This window comes from Nocardiopsis sp. NPDC055551, assembly GCF_053619415.1.
In genome coordinates, this window is the sequence record NZ_JBSHJJ010000004.1 from 234898 (window position 1) to 253917 (window position 19020).

A 19020-nucleotide genomic window follows, 5' to 3' on the forward strand; every position below is an offset into this window, starting at 1 on the left:
TGGGCGACATGCGTCTGACCGCCTTCACCGACGTCTCCCTGCGCCTGGTCATGCGGCTCGCCGTCGCCCGGGAGGGTGAACTCCTCACCACACGTGACGCCGCGGGCATGTTGCACGTGCCCTACACGCACATGGCCAAGGCCGTGGCGCGCCTGTCGGAAATGGGGCTGGTCGAGGCCCGGCGCGGGCGCGGCGGCGGGCTGCGGCTCACCGATGTCGGCCGGCGTTCCTCGGTGGGCGCGATCGTCCGTGAGCTGGAGGATCCGGGAGATCTGGCCGGTTGCGAGGACGATCCGCCCTGCCCGTTGCGCGCCGCCTGCCGGCTGCGCGTGGCCCTGTGGCAGGCGCGTGAGGCCTTCTACGTCTCCTTGGACGAAGTATCCGTGGAGTCCCTGGTGAGATCGCCCACACGGCAGATGCTCACTTTGCTGCGCGAGGACGGTTCAACGGTCTGAAGCCCGTCTTGACCTGGCCTTTTCCTTAACCTGACCCCGGTGATGGGTGTCTGATTCACGCGTTTAATATGCATTTCAGATACCAATTATCGATGCTGGGACTCAGTCCCGGCTCAGGAGGAAGCGTGCTCTCCAACGAGTCCGCGGCCACGGTCCGCGCCACGATCCCCGCCGTCGCCGGAGCCCTCGACGACATCACCGCCCGGTTCTACGACACGATGCTCGGCGAGCGCCCGGAGCTCCTCGACGGGCTCTTCAACCGCGGCAACCAGGCCAGCGGCGAACAGCGCAAGGCCCTGGCCGGTTCGATCGCCGCCTTCGCCACGATGCTGCTGGAGAACCCGGACGAGCGCCCCGACGCCCTCCTGTCCCGTATCGCGCACAAGCACGTCTCCCTCGGCATCACCGAGGACCAGTACGTGATCGTGCACCACTACCTCTTCGGCGCCATCGCGCACGTCCTCGGCGACGCGGCCACCCCCGAGGTCGTCGCCGCCTGGGACGAGGTGTACTGGCTCATGGCCGGCGCCCTCATCGCCATGGAGGCCGGCCTCTACCAGCAGTCCGGCGGCCGGGACGTGTGGCGCCCCTGGAAGGTGACCGAGCGCCGCGAACAGACCGCCGACGCGGTCACCTTCACCCTGGAGCCCGGTGACGGCGCACCCGCCCCCGACTTCCGTCCCGGCCAGTACGTCAGCGTGCGCGCCCAGATGCCCGACGGCGTCCACCAGGCCCGCCAGTACTCCGTCTCCGGTTGGGACGGCAGCCGGCGACTGATCACCGTCAAGCGTCTGCGCGCGGGGGAGTGGAACCCCGCCGGTGAGGTCTCCACCCTCCTGCACGGCACCGCGGCCCCCGGCGACACCCTCATGGTCTCCACCCCGGCCGGCGACGTCACCCTCTCCGACGGCGACCACCCCCTGGTCCTGGTGTCGGCCGGCATCGGCTGCACCCCGATGGCGGCCATGCTCCGTCACCTGGTCGAACACGGCAGCGACCGTCGGGTGATCGTCCTGCACGCCGACCGCACGCCCGCCGACCACGCCCACCGCGAGGAGCTCAACGAGCTGATCGAGCGGCTGCCCGGCGCCACCGCCCACGTCTGGTACGAACAGGACCACACCGAGGCGGGCGAGCCGACGGACGTCATCGTGCGCCCCGGCACCATGGACCTGGGCCCGATCGAGATCCCCGAGGGGGCCGAGGCCTACCTGTGCGGCCCGCTGCCGTTCATGCGCGGAGTCCGCACCGGGCTGTTGGACGGTGGACTGCCCGCGCGTCGGGTGCACTACGAGGTGTTCGGTCCCGACCTCTGGTTCGGCGAGAACTGACCGTCATGGGGATGGGCGAGCGTCCAGGACCGGGCGCCCGCCTCATCCCGCCAGCGGACGCGACCCCCGATCCACGCGCGGAATACGGTGTCGGGGGCGGCGTCGACCGGACATACTCGACACCATGCGGCTTCACGATCCCCCCACCGTGTTCGTCGGGCGTCGAGCCCAGCTGTCCACCCTGGCCGAGGACGGGCGCCGCACCCGAAGAGAGGGTGCCCGCACCGTCCTCGTCCACGGCGAGGCCGGTGTCGGCAAGACCCGCCTGCTGGAGGAACACCTGCGGGGCCTGCCGTGGGACCGCGTCGCCGTCGGCGGCTGCCTGGAGACCGGCGCCGACGGCCTCCCCTTCGCCCCCTTCACCACCCTGCTGCGCGAACTCCTGCGCTCCGGTGGACCCACCGCCGACCCCGCCGTCGACCTCGGCCGGTTGCTCCCCGAACTGGGCGGGGCGAGCGGACGCACGGACGAGGGACGGGCCCGCCTGTTCGAGTCGGTCCTGACGTTCCTGGAGGAACGTGCCCGCCCCGAAGGACTCACCCTGGTCCTGGAAGACCTGCACTGGGCCGATGCCTCCACCCGTGACCTGTTGGTCTTCCTACTGCGCAACCTCGGTTCGGCCCCCGTCCACCTGTTGGTGAGCGTGCGCACCGACGACCTGCACCGCACCCACCCGCTGCGTCGACTTCTGCCCGAACTGCAACGGTTGCCCAAGGTCATCCGGTTGGACGTGGAACCCCTCTCCCGTCAGGAGGTCGACGCGCAGGCCACCGCGCTGCGTGGAGCCGGCCTCGACCCCGCCGACCTGGACCTGCTCTGGGAACGCAGCGGCGGTAACCCCTTGTTCGTCGAGTCCCTGCTGAACGGTCACGACCCCGCCGGGGCGATGCTTCCCGAGGGTCCCCGCGACCTGCTCCTGGCCTCGGTCGAACCCCTTCCCGGCCCCACCCGACGAGCCCTCGGCCTGGCCGCCACCGCAGGGAGCCGGGTCCCGCACACGCTGCTGGCCGCCGCGGCCCGCCGTGCCGGGACCACGGAAGAGGAGCTGGAGGACGCGCTGCGCCCGGCCATCGACGCCAAGGTCCTGCGCGTCACCGAGGACGGCTACGTGTTCCGGCACGCCCTGCTCGCCGAGGCCGTCCACGCCGACCTGCTGCCCGGGGAACGGGTGCGCGCCCACCGCCGCTACGCTGAGGCGCTCCGACGAGGGGTGCCCCGCATGTCCGAACGCGAACGGGCGGTCCAGCTCGCCCACCACGCCCACGCCGCACACGATCAGCCCCTGGCCCTGGAGACGGCGTGGAGCGCCGCCGACCAGGTCGCCGCCGTCGACGCCTACCCCGAACAGCTGGCCCTGCTCGAACGGGTCCTGGAACTGTGGGAGCAGGTCCCCGACGCCGGTGAACGCACCGGTCTGCAACGCGTGGACGTCCTGGTCCGCGCCGCGCAGGTGTGTCTGGTCGCCGGTTCGGTCCGACGCGCCATCGACTACGCCGACGACGGTCTGGCCGAACTCGGGGTGAGCGGCCTGTTCGGGAAGCGCGCGGAGGAGGACCCGCCCGCCGAGGCCGAACGCATCGGGCTGCTGCGCCACGCGCGGGCCCTCGCCCTCAAGGAGATGGGACTGGACGGGGCACTGGAGGAACTGACGGACGCCTCCCAGCTGCTGCCCGACGACCACCCCGAGGCCGCCGCGATCCTCGCCACCTTCGCCGCCACCCTCATGGTGCGCGGCCATCACCAGCACGCCGAGTTCAGCGCCCGCCGTACCCTCCCCATCGCCCGCGAGCTGGGCGATCGGCACAGCGAGGCCGACGCGCTCATCACCCTGGGCTCCTTGCTGGAGGACAGGGAGAGCGGCAGCGGGCTGAACGTGTTGGGCAACGGCATCCGCATCGCCCGCGAAGCCGGTGGTATCCAGGCCGAGATCCGAGGACTCACCAACCTCGGCGGGGTCCTCACGAACCACGGTCGGTTGGAGGCGAGCGCCGAGGTGGCCCTGGAAGGGCTGCGCCGCTGTCGGGAGCTGGGCCTGACCCGCACCAAGGGCGGCGTCTTCACCTACGGGCTGGCCGTCAGCCGCTTCAACCAGGGCCGGTTCGACGAAGCCGAAGACCTCCTGGACAGGATCGACGACACCTCGATCACCCGGGTTCGCGCACTCGTCCTGCGCATGCACCTGGACCTGTACCGCTGGCGACCCGACGCCGTGCGCGCCGCCACCGACCACTTCCGCCGGCTGCTGCCCGAACGCGACAGCTCCCCGCTGGAACACCTGCCGGTGCGCATGGTCCTGCAACAGCTCGCCCTGCACGAGGGGCGTTTGGAGGACGCCGGGCGGATCTCCCTGACCATGCTCACCAAGGCCCTCGGCGAGCACGGAATCCTCTCCAACACCCACGGCCTGTACCGCTCCACCCTGCCCTGGCACGCCGCCGTCGCCGCCCTGCTCAGGGACGAACCCGAAGAGGAATCCAAGCGGCTGGCCGCGCGGATCGAGGAGACCCTGGACACCCTCCCGCCCGACGCGATCCACTCCGACGCCCTGGCCGCCGACCTGGCCGCGCGCGCCTGGCGCAGCCACGACCCGGTTGCCTCCCTTCACCTGTTCGAACGGGCACTGAGCGAGCTCGCACCCACCGGGATGGTCGTCTCCACCGCCGGATACCACCTGGGCGCCGCCCGCGCGGCCCTGCGAGCCCGGAACCGGGCCGCCGCGATCCGGCACGTGGACCTCCTGCACGGCCTGGCGGTCGAACACGGAATGGTCCTGTTCGAGCGTGAAACGCTGCGCCTGCGCGCCCGCCACGCCCTGCCCGGACCGGGCGAACATCCGGCCACCGGGGCGGCACCCGAACCCGTCGCCCTCACCGGTGGCCCGAGCGGCGGACCCGTGCCGGCCCGGGCCACCATGCCGGCCGGGCTGACCCGGCGAGAGCTGGAGGTCCTGGTCGAGGTCGCCAAGGGATCCAGCAACCGGGAGATCGGCCGGGCGCTGTTCATCTCCGCCAAGACGGTGAGCGTGCACATCACCAACCTGATGAACAAGTTGGAGGTACCCAACCGCACCGCTGCCGCAGCCAAGGGCCGCGAGCTCGGCCTGGTCTGAGTGCGGGCCGGGGCAGGAGAGGTCAGGCGGTGTGGCCGGTACGGGTTCGGATGGCGCGGACGTGCTGCTCATAGGCGCGGTAGTAGGTGCGCACGAGGTCGTCTCGGGCAGTTGCGGCGGAGGGTTCCAACGCGTGCGCATGGCCGTGGGAGAGATGGAAGGTCGGCAACAGTGCCCAGGGCGTGTCCGGGGTCGAGTACATGGTCCGGGAAGAGGCCGGGAGCGGAGTCGGGCGCTGGAGGTCGACGGGGCGGCGGGGGCGGGGGATGAACGGGCCGAACTGGTCCGGGGTCTGTGCGGTGCTCGTGGCCCGGCCGGGGTTGGTGCGTGGTGTGGTGGCTGCCGGACGGGCGGGGGTGTGCTCGGGCAGGGTGTAGCGGCGGACCCGGCGGGATCGGCGCCGGTATTCGGCGGCCAGGGTGCGCAGGTAGCCGGAGGGGTCGGCGTGCAGCCCGCCGCAGGGGCGGAGCAGGCGCACCAGGGTGCACAGGGCGGCGGTAACGTACGTCATGACAGCGCTCCTTAGTGGCGTTGTCCGGGCCCGGGGTGTTACAGCACCGCCGGGCCGCTTCGGTTGTCAGGACCCCGCGTGTCCGTGCGGGGCGGGCCCCGGTGTGGCGGGGGTGGGGCGCTGGTGTTCCTGGGCCAGAGAGGTGTTCCGGTCAGGGGTCAGGGCCTGCGGGGTAGGGGCGGGGCGAACCCGGCGAACTCCTCGACCACCTCGTGCACCAGACGGCGGATCTGAGTCCGGGGGATGTAACGCCAGGTGCGGCCGTCCCGGGACTGGTAGCCCCAGTGGCTGCGGTCCTTGAGACCTAGGGTGACGTTGCCCAGGTAGGCGGGGCCGACCAGGGCGCGTTCGAGGTCGGGGCCGTGCGTCCAGGGGAAGCGCCGCCACTCCACGGTGAAGGTCAGCCCCCGCATCTCCCGGAAGGCGTGCAGGGCCTCGGCCCGAGGGTCGGTGTTCTGGCTCTGAGTGTTTCGGGTGGTCCGCGTCTGCCGCTGTCCAAAAACGTCCATGGACCCAGGGTGCGGGTGAAGCCCAGCGTTCCCTAGTTATAGGTATGTATCGCGAAGGAGATAACACACAGAGGAACACTCCTTCTAATATTGCTCACATGGAGGCACGTTACGATCACAAGCAGGAACAGACATTAGGAGAATATCTCCGCGAAGAGAGGGAAACCGCTGGCCTATCCCTCAGAGACCTGGCGAAAGAGTCTGGGTTGGCAGCGTCAACGCTTTCTCGTTGGGAGAACGACAGGGTTGCCCCTCAGCGCGCGGACGTGATCAAGCTCGACAAGGGGCTGAGTGCCCGGGGGCGGGTGGTCTCGGTCTTCGAGGTGATGACATCGGTTCGTTTTCCTCCCTGGATGCGTAGTGTCACAAGGTTGGAGGAATCGGCTGAGTTGATTGAGCTGGTCTCCCCCCACCTGGTTCCGGGGCTGCTGCAATCGCCGCTGTATGCGAGAGAGGTGTTCCGGGAGGGGCTGCACCAGGGCTCTCCGGAAGAGGTGGACAAACTGATCGCGCTTCGGACCTCTCGGCTTGCTCGGCTGAGAGTTTCCAACAACCCCCGGATCACCGCTGTGTTCCCGATGTTCGCTTTGCTTCACCTCCCTGATCGGGTACGAGAGGAGCAGGTGCGACATCTGCTGGAAATCTCTGAGAGCGAGCGCGTTGCGATCCATGTTGTTCCTGAGGGGACTCTGCTCATGGGGGTGGTGTCCATGCTCGTCTTCCTCAACCTGCGTGATGGTGGCAAAGCCGCCGTAAGCGACCACGTGGACGGCGTTACCTTGTACGAGGACCGGAAGAGTTACGCCCGCCTGGAAGGTCTGGTCAAGCAAGCGTTGGGTAGCGCGCTCCCCACCAAGCAGTCGCGAAAGGCATTGGAAGATCTACTGTGAGTGAGTGGTACAAGTCCAGTTTCAGCACATCTGGATCCAACTGCGTTGAGGTGGCTGCTGCCCCAGGCCACGAGGTGGTCGTGGAGAACAAGAGCTCTGATGGTGAGGTCTTCGTGGTCCGTGACTCCAAGAACCCTGACTCGGCCCCGCTGGTCTTCACCCGGGCCGAGTGGGATGCCTTCGTGGAGGGTGTCAAGGACGGGGAATTCGACGCCGAGCGCCTGCTCTCCGCCCTGATCGGCTGACCCCGCCTCCCCCTCCGAGGGCACGCCTCTGACCGGCGGGCCCTTTCCCATGCCCCGTTTCCGGCCCGAAAGCCTGGTGCCACGGCAGGTTCGAGTGGACATACTTGGCCGTATGCAGGTCCATGATCCTCCCTCCGCCCTCGTCGGCCGCCAACCGCAGTTGGGCCATCTCCTGACCGAGGCCGTGGCCGTCCGCGCCGGGACCGCGCACACGACCCTGGTGGTGGGCGACGCGGGGATCGGCAAGACCCGGCTCATCACCGAGTACCTGGCCCGGACCCCGCTGGCCCGGACCGTGGTCGGCGGCTGCCTGGAACTGGGAACCGACGGAATCGCCTTCGCCCCCTTCGCCACCGTGCTGCGCCAACTCGTCCGGGACGAGGACGCCAGGGAGGCAGCGAGGGAGACAGCGGGTGGAGAACTGGCCCGCCTGGTCCCCGGGCTGGGACCGGCCCCGGAGACCACCGAGGAGAGCCGGGCCCGGCTGTTCGAGGCGGTGCTCACCTTCCTGGAGGAACGCGCCCGCCCAGGCGGGCTCAGCCTGGTGATCGAGGACCTGCACTGGGCCGACGCCTCCACCCGGGACCTGCTGGTGTTCCTGCTGCGCAACCTGGACACCGCCCCCGTTCACCTGGTGGTCTCGGTCCGCTCCGACGACCTGCACCGCACCCACCCGCTCCGTCGGCTCCTGCCCGAACTGGAGCGGTTGCCGGGGGTTCTGCGCCTGGACCTGGAACCCCTCTCTCGGGACGAGGTCGCCGAACAGGTCACGGTCCTCGGACACCAGGTCGACCCCGACCTCCTGCACGAACGCAGCGGCGGCAACCCGCTGTTCGTCGAGTCCCTGCTGGCCGACCCCGACCCGCTGGGCACCGGCCTACCCGAAGGGCCGCGTGAACTCCTGCTGCGCGGAGTCGACCCCCTGCCAGAGGCCACCCGCACCGTGTTGGGCCTGGCCTCGGCGGCCGGGGACCGGGTCGACCACACCGTCCTCGCCGGGGTGGCCGAACACTTCGGGACCGGTGAGGACGCGCTCGACGCGGCCCTGCGCCCGGCCATCGACGCCCGGGTGCTGCGCGCCGCCGAGGAGGGTTACGTGTTCCGGCACGCCCTGCTCGCCGAGGCCGTCTACGCCGACCTGCTGCCCGGGGAGCGCGTGCGCGTCCACCGCCGCTACGCCGACGTCCTCGAAAGGGGCGTCCCCGGACGGGTCCCCGGTGAGACCGCCGCCCAGCTGGCCCGGCACGCCCACGTCGTCCACGACCACCCCCGGGCCCTGGCCGCGGCCTGGGTGGCCGTAGCCCACGCCGCCGCCACCGCCGCCCACCCCGAGCACCTGGAGCTTCTCGAACGCGTACTGGAGCTGTGGGAGCTGGTGCCCGACGCCGCCGAGCTCCTCGGCCTGCCACACGGCGAGCTCCTGCGCCGCGCCTGCGCGGCCGCGCACGTCTTCGGCAGTACCCGTCGCGCGGTCGCGCACGCCACCGCCGGACTGCGTGTCACCGACCCGGCCACCGATCCCGACCTCACGGGCGAACTCCTCATGGCCCGGGGCCGGGCCGGCAGCGACCAGGGGCGCGCCGACGCGCTGGAGGACCTGAAGGCCGCCGCCGAGTACCTGGACCACGACCACCCCCGGCGGTCCGCTCTGGACGCCACCAGCGCCACCGTCCTCATGCGCCTGGGACGAGACGACGAGGCCGAGTGGGCGGCCCGGGTGGCGGTCGCCTCGGCCCGGCGGGTGGACGACCGGGTCAGCGAGGTGGACGCCCTGATGACCCTGGCCAACCTGGTCGGCGAGACCCACGGCCCGGGGGAGGACCCGCTCGTGGCTCGGCGCCGACGGTCCGGCGGTGTACGCGGGACCGGTGCCGGGAGCGACGGTGGGAACGGCGAGGTGGACGCGGGAGGCGTCGCGGGCGAGGAGAGTGGCGACCGGGCGGACGAGGGGGAGGCCGTCATCACCATGCTGCGCAGGGCCATCGACCTCTCCCGGCGTACCGGGCAGGTGCGCATGGAGATACGGGCCTGGCGCAACCTGGCCGCCCACCTCGACCAGGAGATGCGGTTGGAGGAGGCCTACCGGGCGGCTCGACGAGGGGTGGAGCGCTGCGCGGAACTCGGGGTCTCCCGTAGCCAGGGGATCGGCTGCGGAACGTCGGTGGCGGCTCTGCTCACCGACATGGGGCGCCTCGACGAGGCCGAGGCGCTGTTCGCCCGGCTCCCGCGCGGCCAGGCACGCCAGGAGGCCCACCGGCAGAACCTGATGGCTCAGTTCCACGTGCTCCAAGGGCGCTGGGAACAGGCGGAGAGGGCCCTGGGAGCCTTCACCCGGCTCCTGCCCCGGGACGTCTCCTCTCCGAACGAGTACCTCAACCACTACTACGCGAGGCTCCACCTGCTGATGTTCCGGGGAGAGCTGGTCAAGGCCGCCCGGCAGGTCGAAGAGGCCCACGATGACATAGGCATGCTCGACCCCGGTCGCTTTCCGTTCCACGGACTGTCCATGGTCGGCGTACTGGTGTTCCGGCTCAGGCTCCAGGGCGACCCGGAGGGGCTCCGACGGGCCGAGAACCTCACCGCTCACCTGCGGGCCAACCTGGACCACCCTCGTGGACGGGTCTCTCCCATGGGGCGTCTGGGGCGCGAGTTGCTCAAGGGTTTCCTGGCCGAGAACCCGGCGGAGGCACTGGAGTACCTGACCGGTGCGGCGGAGACCGCCGAGCGCGCCGGGTACCAGGGGATACTGTTGCGCTCCCTCATGGGGTCCTTCTACGCCGCCCTCGCCCTGGGAGACGGGCCCCGAGCCCGATCGCTGCTGGAACGTCACGCGTCCCTCCAAGGGAAGGGGACCGCGCGGACCCTCCGTCGGGAGAACGATGAGATGCGGGCCGCCCTCGCCGAGGCCGCCCCCACCTCCGCCACGTCGCCGGCCGGGCTGACTCCTCGTGAGGCCGAGGTTCTGGCCGAGGTGGCCAAGGGGCTGAGCAACCGGGAGATCGGTCGGGCGCTGTTCATCTCCGCCAAGACGGTGAGCGTGCACATCACCAACCTGATGAACAAGTTGGCGGTACCCAACCGCACCGCCGCCGTGGCCCGGGGCCGGGAACTGGGACTGCTCTGAGGGACACCGAAGCGACCGCGCTCCGGGCATACTGGCCCGTATGCCCCTCTCAGTACACTCCGTCCTCGTGGGTCGCGAGCCCCATCTCGACCGTCTCCTCACCGACGCCCGCCGGGCGCTGGAGGGGGAGTCCCGGGCGACCCTGCTGTGCGGGGACGCGGGCATCGGCAAGTCCCGGCTGCTGGCCGAGTACCTGGAACACACACCCATGGGGCGGGCCGCGCTCGGGGCGTGCCTGGAGTTGGGTACCGAGGGGATCGCCTACGCGCCCTTCACGGCGCTGCTGCGCCACCTGGTCCGCGCGGAGGACGGCGTGCCCGAGACCGGATCGCAGCTCACGCGTCTGCTGCCTGGGCTGGGCGAGGACATCGGCCCGGACGGCGGGGACAACGGCCGGGCCCGCTTGTTCGAGGCGGTGCTGACCTTCCTGGAGGAACACGCCCGCCCCGAGGGGCTCGCTCTGGTGGTGGAGGACCTGCACTGGTCGGACGCCTCCACCCGTGACCTGTTGGTCTTCCTGCTGCGCAACCTGCACACCGTGCCGGTGCACCTGGTGGTGTCGGTGCGCACCGACGACCTGCATCGCACCCACCCGCTTCGGCCGCTCCTGCCGGAACTGGAACGGCTGCCCCGGGTCGCCCGGATGGACCTGGACCCCCTCACCCGCCAGGAGGTGGCCCAGCAGGCCGCCGCGCTGGCCGGGACCGCCCTCACCGAGACCGACCTGGACCTGCTGCACGAACGCAGCGGCGGCAACCCCTTGTTCGTCGAGTCCTTCGTTGGCGCGTCCGAGGCCGGTGGGGTTCCGGAAGGGCCGCGAGACCTCCTGATGCGCCGGGTGGAACCCCTGCCGGATACCGCCCGCAAGGTCTTGGGACTGGCCTCGGTGGCCGGGGATCGGGTCGACCACGCGCTGCTCGCCGAGGTGGCCGAACGTTCGGGGATCGACGAGGACGACCTGGACGAGGCGCTGCGCCACGCGGTGGACGCCCAGGTCCTGCGGGCCACCGAGACCGGTTACGTGTTCCGGCACGCCCTGCTCGCCGAGGCGGTCAAGACCGACCTGCTGCCCGGCCAGCGGGTGCGCGCCCACCGTCGCTACGCGGAGGTGCTCGACACCGGTGTCCCGGGGTTGCCCCGGGCGGAGACCGTCGCTCAACTCGCACACCACGCCTACACGGCCCACGACCATCCGCGCGCCCTGACCGCGGCCTGGGAAGCGGCGCAGGGGGCCCTGGCCGCCACCGCCCACCCCGAACACCTCGAACTCCTCGAACGCGTGCTGGAGCTGTGGGAACTGGTGCCCGACGCCGCCGATCGGCTCGACCTGGACCGTAGTGCCCTGCTGCTGAGGGTGTGCCTGGCCGCCCAGGTCGCCGGTGATCTGCGACGTTCGGTCGACCACGCCACGGACGGGTTGGCCGAACTCGATTCCGGAGCCGAACCCGAAGCGGCCGCACGGCTGCTCGTGGCCCGGGCCCGCGCCTACAAGGACCTGGGGCGTACCGCCGCCCTGGACGACATGCGGGCCGCCGCCGAGTTGCTGCCGGAGGGGCACTTCGAACAGGCGTCGATCGGTGCCGCGACCGCTTCGGTCCTGATGCTCCAGGGGATCCACGAAGAGGCGGAGAAGGTCGCCAGAGAAACGATCGACCTGGCCGGGAGGGTCGGAGACCGCGGTAGCGAGGCCGACGCCCTGGTCACCCTGGGGGCGCTGTTGGACACCACCGGCTTCGATGAGGCCGTGGGGATGCTCCGCGAAGGTATCCGCATCGCCCGCGAGACGGGCGAGGTCCAGGTCGAGTTGCGCGGGCTCGTCAACCTGGCCAACAACCTGGCTCTGCGCCTGGAGCCCGAGGAGGCCTTGGAAACCACGCAGCGGTCCCTGGACCGATGCGTGGACCTGGGGATCCTGCGCAGCCAGGGTGGCAACTACGCCAACGGGGCCGCCATCTACCTGAGTTCCCTGGGTCGAACGGAGGAGGCCTGGCGGGTGCTGAGGGCCCACCCCGTGGGTGAGGACCTCACCGCCGCGCGTCGACAGACCATCCAAGCCCAACTCCACTTGACACGGGGGGAGTGGGACGCCGCCGGTCGGGCCCTGGACGAGTTCGCCCGGCTCCTCCCGCGGCATCGGAGCTCGGCGATGGAGTACATGTCCCACTACTACGGTCGGCTGTGGTTGTTGATGGACGGGCCGGGGGACCGACTGGCCGAAGCCGCCCGCCTCGTTTTCGAGGGGGAGACGGACATCGGGTTGATCGGGCACGTCCGTATCAGCTTCTCGGGACTGTCGACCCTGGCGGAACTGGTGGTCCGGCTCCGGAACCGTGACGAGCCCGGGGACGTCGAGCTCGCCGAGGAACTCGCCGCGCTGCTCCGAAGGACACTGGGGCGTGAGGACTGGCCTACCTCCCCGGCCGGCAGGCTCCGCCGCCACATGGCGCTCGGGTGGCTCGCGGAGGATCCCACCGAGGCGCTTGCACACTGGGAGCGGGCGTTGCCCCTCGCCGAGAGGGCGGGCGTGGTCGCCCGGATCGATACCTGGACCGGGACCTTCTGGACGCTGCTCGCCCTAGGGGAGTGGGAACGGGCCTCAGGGATTGTGGACAGTGTCAGGCGACTGCGCGGTCGGCTGGGCCCGGCGGTGGGCTACGGCGACGTGGCCGGAATGAGCGCGGCCCTCGCCGAGGCCGCCCCCACCTCCGCCACGTCGCCGGCCGGCTTGACCCCGCGCGAGGCCGAGGTCCTGACCCAGGTCGCCAAGGGGTTGTCCAACCGGGAGGTGGGCGAGGCGCTGTTCATCTCCGCCAAGACGGTGAGCGTGCACGTCACCAACCTCATGGCCAAGCTCGGCGTGAACAATCGCACCGCCGCCGTGGCCAGGGCCCGCGAACTCGGCCTCGACTGATCCGGACCGACCCCGGTGGGCCCCCGCCCGCCGCGTCCTACAGCGTGGGCAGGTACCGCTGGAGTTCGTACGGCGTGACCTGGCGGCGGTAGGAGTTCCACTCCGAGGTCTTGTTGCGCAGGAAGAAGTCGAACACGTGCTCGCCCAGCGTCTCGGCGACCAGCTCGCTGTTCTCCATCAGACGCAGCGCCTCGTCCAGGCTCTGCGGCAGCGGACGGATGCCCACCGCCCGACGCTCGGCGTCGGTCAACGCCCACACGTCGTCCTCGGCGCCCGGGGGCAGCTCGTACCCCTCCTCGATGCCCTTGAGTCCGGCGGCCAGGATCACCGCGTAGGCCAGGTAGGGGTTGGTGGAGCTGTCCAGGGAACGGATCTCGATCCGGCTGGAGTTGGACTTGCCCGGCTTGTACATCGGCACCCGCACCAGTGCCGACCGGTTGTTGTGCCCCCAGCAGATGTAGGCGGGAGCCTCGCCGCCCATGCCGGCCGACGCGGCCGGGTCGTCCCACAGCCGCTTGTAGGAGTTCACCCACTGGTTGGTGACGGCGGTGATCTCGTCGGCGTGCCGCAGCAGCCCCGCTATGAACCCGCGCCCCACCTTCGACAGCTGGTACTCCGCGCCCGGCTCGTAGAAGGCGTTGCGGTCGCCCTCGAACAGCGACAGGTGGGTGTGCATGCCCGACCCCGGGTACTGGGTGAAGGGCTTGGGCATGAACGTGGCGTACACGCCCTGCTCCATCGCCACCTCCTTCATCACGAGCCGGAAGGTCATGATGTTGTCGGCGGTGGTCAGCGCGTCCGCGTAGCGCAGGTCGATCTCCTGCTGGCCGGGCCCGCCCTCGTGGTGGCTGTACTCCACGGAGATGCCCATGGCCTCCAGCATGTTGATGGCGTTACGGCGAAAGTCGTGCGCGCTGTTGTGCGGGGTGTGGTCGAAATAGCCGCCCGAGTCGTTCGGCTCGGGGAACTCCCCGTGCTCGGGGAACTTCTTCAGCAGGTAGAACTCGATCTCGGGGTGCGTGTAGAACGTGAACCCGAGGTCGGAGGCCTTGCTGAGCTGACGCTTGAGCACGTGCCGAGGGTCGGCGGGGGAGGGTGAGCCGTCGGGCATGAGGATGTCGCAGTACATGCGCGCGGTGCCGTGCGGTTCGTTGCGCCAGGGCAGGACCTGGAAGGTGGTGGGGTCGGGTTGGGCGAGCATGTCGGCCTCGTAGACCCGGGCGAACCCCTCGATGGCAGAACCGTCGAACCCGATGCCCTCGGAGAAGGCCGCCTCCAGTTCGGCGGGCGCCACCGCCACGGACTTGAGGTACCCGAGCACGTCGGTGAACCACAGCCTCACGAACCGGATGTCGCGCTCCTCCAACGTGCGGAGCACGAATTCCTGCTGTCGATTCACGATCAACCTTCCTCGAAGCCGGTCGGTCCCCGTCCCGGTCCGTCGATCGCGGAGCCGAGCCGGACACGATGTCCCGGCACCCAGTGTGCCGTGCGGATATTTCGGGGGTATTTCCGCTCGCTCGCGGCGGTACCCGGACGGTCGTCCGCACACGCATTATGACCGCTCACGGCGGGGGTTCGGGCCACCCTCGGCCGCGAACATGCGGTCCGTCACCCGGCCGGGTGACGGACCCGTCCGCGGTCACCTCGCGCCGGAGCGTCGGCGGAACCGGGTGTAGTCGGCGCCGTCGTCGAAGACGGTGCTCTCCACCCGTTCGAAGACCGCGGGGTCGAAGGCGGCGCCCTCGAAGAAGGACTTGCCCGCCCCGGCCACGACCGGATAGCGCTTGATCACCATCTCGTCGATCTCCGGTAGCAGGAGTCCGGCGATGGAGGGGCCGCCGACCGTGCAGATGCCCAGGTCGCCGTCCTCCTTCTTGAGTTCGCGCACGTGCCGGCGCGGGTCGGTGGCCACCACGGTCACGTTCGGGTCGACGTCGGTGGGCAGGGTGCGCGAGTAGACGTACTCGCGCATGTGCCCGTAAGGGCTGGTCAGTCCCTGGTCCAAGGCGATCTGGTAGGAACCCCGGCCCTGGAGCATGGTGTCGAAGTGCTTGTTGGGCACGTCCAGTCCGAGATGGTTCCGTGCCACGGTGGGGAGCAGTTCCGGGTACTCGTTCACGTGGAACTCGCCGTTGTCCCCCAGTTCCCCGCTGCCGTCGTCGTCGCCACCGGGGAAGAAGTCGAAGGAACCATCGGGCGCGCAGACGTAGCCGTCCAGCGAGACCGCGACGAAGTAGGTGAGCTTTCGCATGTGTCTCCTCGTAGGGGTACTCCCGTGGCCTCTTGACCACTATGGTTGAAGTACTTCAAGTAAAGTACTTCGCATGTAGTGGTTTGCCAAGAGGTTTTTCCGAAAACCTCGGAACAAGGGAGAAAGCCGTGGTCAGGAACCCGGAGCGGCGCGCCGCGCTACTGGACGCCGCCATCGAGACACTCGCCGAAGAGGGCGCGCGCGGGCTCACCTTCCGCGCCGTCGACACCCGGGCGGGCGTCCCCACCGGAACCGCCTCCAACTACTTCACCGACCGCGGCGACCTGCTCGCCCAGACCGGCGCGCGCACCTACGAGCGCTTCATGCCCGAACAGGACGAGTGGGACAACGTGTTGGTCGGTGCCCGCGACCGGGCCAAACTCGCCGAGGTCATGCGCGCCACGGTCAGGCGCCTGGCCGCCGACCCCCACGTCTACCTGGCCACCCTGGAACTCCAACTGGAGGCCACCCGCCGCCCGGAACTGCGCGCGGACATGACCGCTCGCGTGCGCGCCGACCTGGAGGCCAACTTCGCCTTCCACGAGGAGGCGGCGATGCCGGGCGGTCGCGACACCGTCCTCGTGCTCTACCTGGCCCTGAACCGGTTGGTCACCGAGTACCTGACCCTGCCCGGGGTGCTCGCCCCCGAGGGCGACCTGGACCGGCTGGTCACCCTGGTGGTCGACGGCCTCGTCCTCGACGGCGGGAACTAGGCCAGGCCCAACCCCCGGGCACGGGCGCCGGCGGTGGCGCGGTTGGGCACGTCCAGCTTGGTGAGGATGTTGGACACGTGGACGCTGGCGGTCTTGGGCGAGATGAACAGCCGCTCGGCGATCCGGGCGTTGGTGGCGCCCTCGGCGAGCAACCGCAGCACCTCGCTCTCGCGTGCGGTCAGCCCCGCCGGCGCCACCGGTGGGGCCGCCCGCTCGGTCACCCCGGCGCCGAGTCTGCGCGCCAGCCCCTCCGCGGCGCGGGACAGCGGCACGGCCCCGCACTCGACCGCGGTCTCGTACACCTGCCGGACCCGGCGCACCGCCAGGTCGCGGTCGCCCGCGGCCACCACTTCGGCCTCACGCAGCCGGGCCCGGGCCAGGTGCAGCGGCATCGGGACCGCCTCCCACGCCACCACGGCGCTCTTCCACAGGTCGGTGGTGTCCTCTCCCTCGACCTGCGCCGTCAGCGCGGCGACGGACGCCGCGTAGGCGGGCATGACCGAACCCGTGATCGACGTGCGTGCGGCGAGGTCGGCCACCTGGGACGACACTTCCGGAGCCGCTCCCCGCCGGGCCGCCTCGGCCATCACCGCCAGCAGCGGCCACGTGTAGCCGGCGCTCTCCTCCAGGACCACTCGCTCCATGAGGGTGCGGGACAGGGCCAGGGCTTCCGCGACCTCCTCCTCGGCCAGCGCGGTCTCCAGGGCGGCCAGGGACCGTAGCTGCAGAAGGTTCATCCGATGCAGGCCGAGCAGACTCCGATCGCCCAGGGGCCCGGCGGCCCGCCGGGCCGCGTCCAGGTCTCCCTGGACGACCGCGATCCGGGCCAGCACCGTCTGGATGTAGTGCAGTTTGGATCGGGTGGGGGAGGTGGCGGCGGCACGTTCGGCCAGCTCGCGCGCCCGAGCCAGGTCCCCCATCTCGAACCGGATCTCGGTCTGGTTCTGGTGGTTGAACGCACTGTGGGCCGATGCCCACCCCATCCGTTCGTGACGCTCCAGGGAGTCCTCCAACACCCGGAGTCCCTCCTCGTGGTGGCCCAGCTCTCGCAGGTAGTGACCGAGGTTGGCGGTGCCACGCGCTTCGAGCACCGGGTTGGCCATCTGCTCGCTCTCCCGGACCATCTCCTCCATGAAGGGCCGACCTCGTTCCACGTCGCCCGCTTCCAGGAGCAGGTCGCTCAGGAGGATGCGCGCCTCCACCCCACCGCAGCGATCGGCCGTGTCGTCGCGGTCGGCCACCTCGATGGCGCGTTCGGCGAGTACGCGTGGGAGACTTCCCGCTCGGGCCAACTCCTCCAGAAGACGTCGTTGCGGGGTGTCCGCACGGTCCTTGCGCAGCAGCACCATCTCTCGGGCCAGGGCGGCCAGCAGCTGCGCGTACCCCGGCATGTGCGGCGGGTGTGTTTCGAGCGCCCGCACCAGATCGAACAGGCCGTGGTCGCTCATGTCCGAAGAGCGCGCCTGGCCGCGCTTGCGCAACAACACGGCTCGTACCGTGCGCGTCTCGTCGTCGGTGGGCTCCTCGGGCAGTTCGATCAGAGCCTCCTGCACCAGCTCCAACGCACGCTTGTGTCGACCGGCGTCCAGCGCCGCCCCGGCCGCACGACTCACCACCTGGGCACGGGTGTGGCCCTGGGCACGTTCGGCGGCATCGGGTACCTGGTCCCACAGGTCCAATACCCGTTCCAGCATGGCCAGTTCCTCGTTGAAGGCGAGCGTCTCACCGGCGCGGATCGCCGCCCACCAGGCGGCCTGTAGAGCCCTGGGCAGGTCGTGCGCGGCCTGGTAGTGGTGGGCCTCCTCGGCGGCGCGTCGGTCGGCGGGGACGGTGTGGGGATACTCGTCGATGAGCTGGGCGAAGCGCAGGTGCAGCCGGGCGTGCGGTCCGGGCAGGATCTCCCCGTGTACGGCGTCGCGCAGCAGCGCGTGCCGGAAGCGGTATCCGGTCTGCCCGGCCCGCAGCACGTTGGCGTCCACCAAGGTGCGCAGGGCGGCCTCCAACTCACGTTCGGGCAACCCGACCGCGTGGTACAGCACTTCGTGTTCGACGGTGCCGCTCACCGCTCCCACCGCCGCCGCGCGCAGCACGGCCCACGCGGTGTCGTCGAACCGGTTCAGCGGCTCCAACAAAAGGTCGCGGAAGTGGTCGGGCAGGTCGGGGTCCTCGTCGGTCGGACAGGTATCGGCGGTGGCCAGTGCCTCCACGAAGAGGGGCACCCCCTCGCTGCGCCGGTACAGCGAGTCCAGTTCCGCGGGGGTGAGGTCCTCGCCCCGGATCGCCCGGGTCTGGGCGGCCACCTCCTCGCGGGAGAGCGGCTCCAACTGGATCCGACCCACCCCGGGCAGACGTTCCAGCTCGGGCAGCAGCCGGCGCAGCGGGTGCGCGCGGTGCAGGTCGTCGCTGCGGAAGGTGGCGACGATCTGGATCCCGGGCCGATCCAGGTTGCGGATCAGGAAGACCAGCAGGTCACGCGTGGCGCCGTCGGCCCAGTGCAGGTCCTCCAGCACCACGGTGGCGCCCTCGTCCCCGGCCAACAGGGTGAACAGGCGCAGTAGTTGTTCGAAGAGGATGCCCCGGTTCTCCCGACGCTCCTCGGGGACGGGGCCCAGCTCCGGCAGGAGCCGGGCGAACTCTCCCAGCCCACTGGGGGCGGCCTCCTCGAACGGTGCCCGGCCGCACTCGCGCAGTATCTGGCGGAGCACCGCGGTGAAGGGGGCATAGGAGAGTCCGTCGATGCCCAGTTGCAGGCAGGCACCGGTGAACACCGTTCCCGCCGGCCGGGTGGCGGTGAACTCGTTCACCAGGCGGGTCTTGCCCACCCCGGCGTCCCCGCCGACCAGGAGCATCTCCGGTGTTCCGGAGCGCACCCGGTCGGCCTGGTCGGTGAGAAGCCGGAGCTGGTCACGGCGACCGACGAAGACGGGACTGGTATCGGAAAGCAGGGGCATACCGCTCATTATGCTTT

13 protein-coding genes are annotated in these 19020 nt (G+C 70.5%); 8 read left to right on the forward strand and 5 right to left on the reverse strand.

The window, feature by feature from the left end; translation table 11 throughout:
* Positions 1-8: 8 nt before the first annotated feature.
* The 3 genes from ACWGSK_RS09660 to ACWGSK_RS09670 all read left to right on the forward strand — a co-directional run bounded on the left by ACWGSK_RS09660 (position 9) and on the right by ACWGSK_RS09670 (position 4895).
* Positions 9-455, forward strand: a complete 447-nt coding sequence (locus ACWGSK_RS09660; RefSeq protein ID WP_452455649.1) for an RrF2 family transcriptional regulator — start codon at positions 9-11, stop codon at positions 453-455.
* A 125-nt stretch (positions 456-580) separates the two neighbouring features.
* On the forward strand, positions 581-1786 hold the full coding sequence (locus tag ACWGSK_RS09665; protein ID WP_452455702.1) for a globin domain-containing protein: 1206 nt from the start codon (positions 581-583) through the stop codon (positions 1784-1786).
* A gap of 124 nt (positions 1787-1910) precedes the next feature.
* Complete coding sequence (locus ACWGSK_RS09670) at positions 1911-4895, forward strand: helix-turn-helix transcriptional regulator (RefSeq protein WP_452455650.1); 2985 nt, start codon at positions 1911-1913, stop codon at positions 4893-4895.
* Between the two features lie 22 nt (positions 4896-4917).
* Here ACWGSK_RS09670 and ACWGSK_RS09675 read toward each other — a convergent pair whose 3' ends face one another.
* Both ACWGSK_RS09675 and ACWGSK_RS09680 read right to left on the reverse strand, forming a co-directional pair.
* The gene (locus ACWGSK_RS09675; RefSeq protein ID WP_452455651.1) at positions 4918-5406 is read right to left on the reverse strand and encodes a hypothetical protein; all 489 of its coding nucleotides are present in this window, start codon (positions 5404-5406) and stop codon (positions 4918-4920) included.
* Positions 5407-5564: 158 nt separating this feature from the next.
* Complete coding sequence (locus ACWGSK_RS09680) at positions 5565-5915, reverse strand: hypothetical protein (RefSeq protein WP_452455652.1); 351 nt, start codon at positions 5913-5915, stop codon at positions 5565-5567.
* A gap of 98 nt (positions 5916-6013) precedes the next feature.
* Here ACWGSK_RS09680 and ACWGSK_RS09685 point away from each other — a divergent pair, with 98 nt between their 5' ends.
* The 4 genes from ACWGSK_RS09685 to ACWGSK_RS09700 all read left to right on the forward strand — a co-directional run bounded on the left by ACWGSK_RS09685 (position 6014) and on the right by ACWGSK_RS09700 (position 13085).
* Positions 6014-6805, forward strand: coding sequence for a helix-turn-helix domain-containing protein (locus ACWGSK_RS09685; protein ID WP_452455653.1), 792 nt, complete (start codon positions 6014-6016; stop codon positions 6803-6805).
* Positions 6802-7050, forward strand: coding sequence for a DUF397 domain-containing protein (locus ACWGSK_RS09690; protein ID WP_452455654.1), 249 nt, complete (start codon positions 6802-6804; stop codon positions 7048-7050). Before ACWGSK_RS09685 ends, ACWGSK_RS09690 begins: the two co-directional genes overlap by 4 nt.
* 112 nt (positions 7051-7162) lie before the next feature.
* Positions 7163-10174, forward strand: coding sequence for a helix-turn-helix transcriptional regulator (locus ACWGSK_RS09695; protein WP_452455655.1), 3012 nt, complete (start codon positions 7163-7165; stop codon positions 10172-10174).
* Between the two features lie 40 nt (positions 10175-10214).
* Positions 10215-13085, forward strand: coding sequence for a helix-turn-helix transcriptional regulator (locus ACWGSK_RS09700; protein ID WP_452455656.1), 2871 nt, complete (start codon positions 10215-10217; stop codon positions 13083-13085).
* Between the two features lie 37 nt (positions 13086-13122).
* Here ACWGSK_RS09700 and ACWGSK_RS09705 read toward each other — a convergent pair whose 3' ends face one another.
* Together ACWGSK_RS09705 and ACWGSK_RS09710 are read right to left on the reverse strand one after the other, a co-directional pair.
* The gene (locus ACWGSK_RS09705) at positions 13123-14484 is read right to left on the reverse strand and encodes a glutamine synthetase family protein (protein WP_358510974.1); all 1362 of its coding nucleotides are present in this window, start codon (positions 14482-14484) and stop codon (positions 13123-13125) included.
* 243 nt (positions 14485-14727) lie between these two features.
* Complete coding sequence (locus tag ACWGSK_RS09710) at positions 14728-15339, reverse strand: dihydrofolate reductase family protein (RefSeq protein ID WP_358510977.1); 612 nt, start codon at positions 15337-15339, stop codon at positions 14728-14730.
* Between the two features lie 128 nt (positions 15340-15467).
* Between ACWGSK_RS09710 and ACWGSK_RS09715 the strand changes: the two genes are divergently transcribed.
* Positions 15468-16052 (forward strand): TetR/AcrR family transcriptional regulator, encoded by a 585-nt coding sequence (locus ACWGSK_RS09715; RefSeq protein ID WP_358510980.1) that lies wholly within the window; start codon positions 15468-15470, stop codon positions 16050-16052.
* Here the strand turns inward: ACWGSK_RS09715 and ACWGSK_RS09720 are convergent.
* Positions 16049-19012, reverse strand: coding sequence for a helix-turn-helix transcriptional regulator (locus tag ACWGSK_RS09720; protein ID WP_358510983.1), 2964 nt, complete (start codon positions 19010-19012; stop codon positions 16049-16051). The two genes, ACWGSK_RS09715 and ACWGSK_RS09720, sit on opposite strands and share 4 nt — an antisense overlap.
* Positions 19013-19020 lie beyond the last annotated feature (8 nt).

Excerpts from the sequence above, each read along its gene's own strand:
- ACWGSK_RS09680 (WP_452455652.1), bottom strand. The coding sequence starts at position 5,915 with ATGGACGTTTTTGGACAGCGGCAGACGCGGACCACCCGAAACACTCAG.
- ACWGSK_RS09675 (WP_452455651.1), bottom strand. The coding sequence starts at position 5,406 with ATGACGTACGTTACCGCCGCCCTGTGCACCCTGGTGCGCCTGCTCCGC.
- ACWGSK_RS09670 (WP_452455650.1), top strand. The coding sequence starts at position 1,911 with ATGCGGCTTCACGATCCCCCCACCGTGTTCGTCGGGCGTCGAGCCCAG.
- ACWGSK_RS09710 (WP_358510977.1), bottom strand. The coding sequence starts at position 15,339 with ATGCGAAAGCTCACCTACTTCGTCGCGGTCTCGCTGGACGGCTACGTC.
- ACWGSK_RS09685 (WP_452455653.1), top strand. The coding sequence starts at position 6,014 with ATGGAGGCACGTTACGATCACAAGCAGGAACAGACATTAGGAGAATAT.
- ACWGSK_RS09660 (WP_452455649.1), top strand. The coding sequence starts at position 9 with ATGCGTCTGACCGCCTTCACCGACGTCTCCCTGCGCCTGGTCATGCGG.
- ACWGSK_RS09720 (WP_358510983.1), bottom strand. The coding sequence starts at position 19,012 with ATGAGCGGTATGCCCCTGCTTTCCGATACCAGTCCCGTCTTCGTCGGT.
- ACWGSK_RS09700 (WP_452455656.1), top strand. The coding sequence starts at position 10,215 with ATGCCCCTCTCAGTACACTCCGTCCTCGTGGGTCGCGAGCCCCATCTC.
- ACWGSK_RS09695 (WP_452455655.1), top strand. The coding sequence starts at position 7,163 with ATGCAGGTCCATGATCCTCCCTCCGCCCTCGTCGGCCGCCAACCGCAG.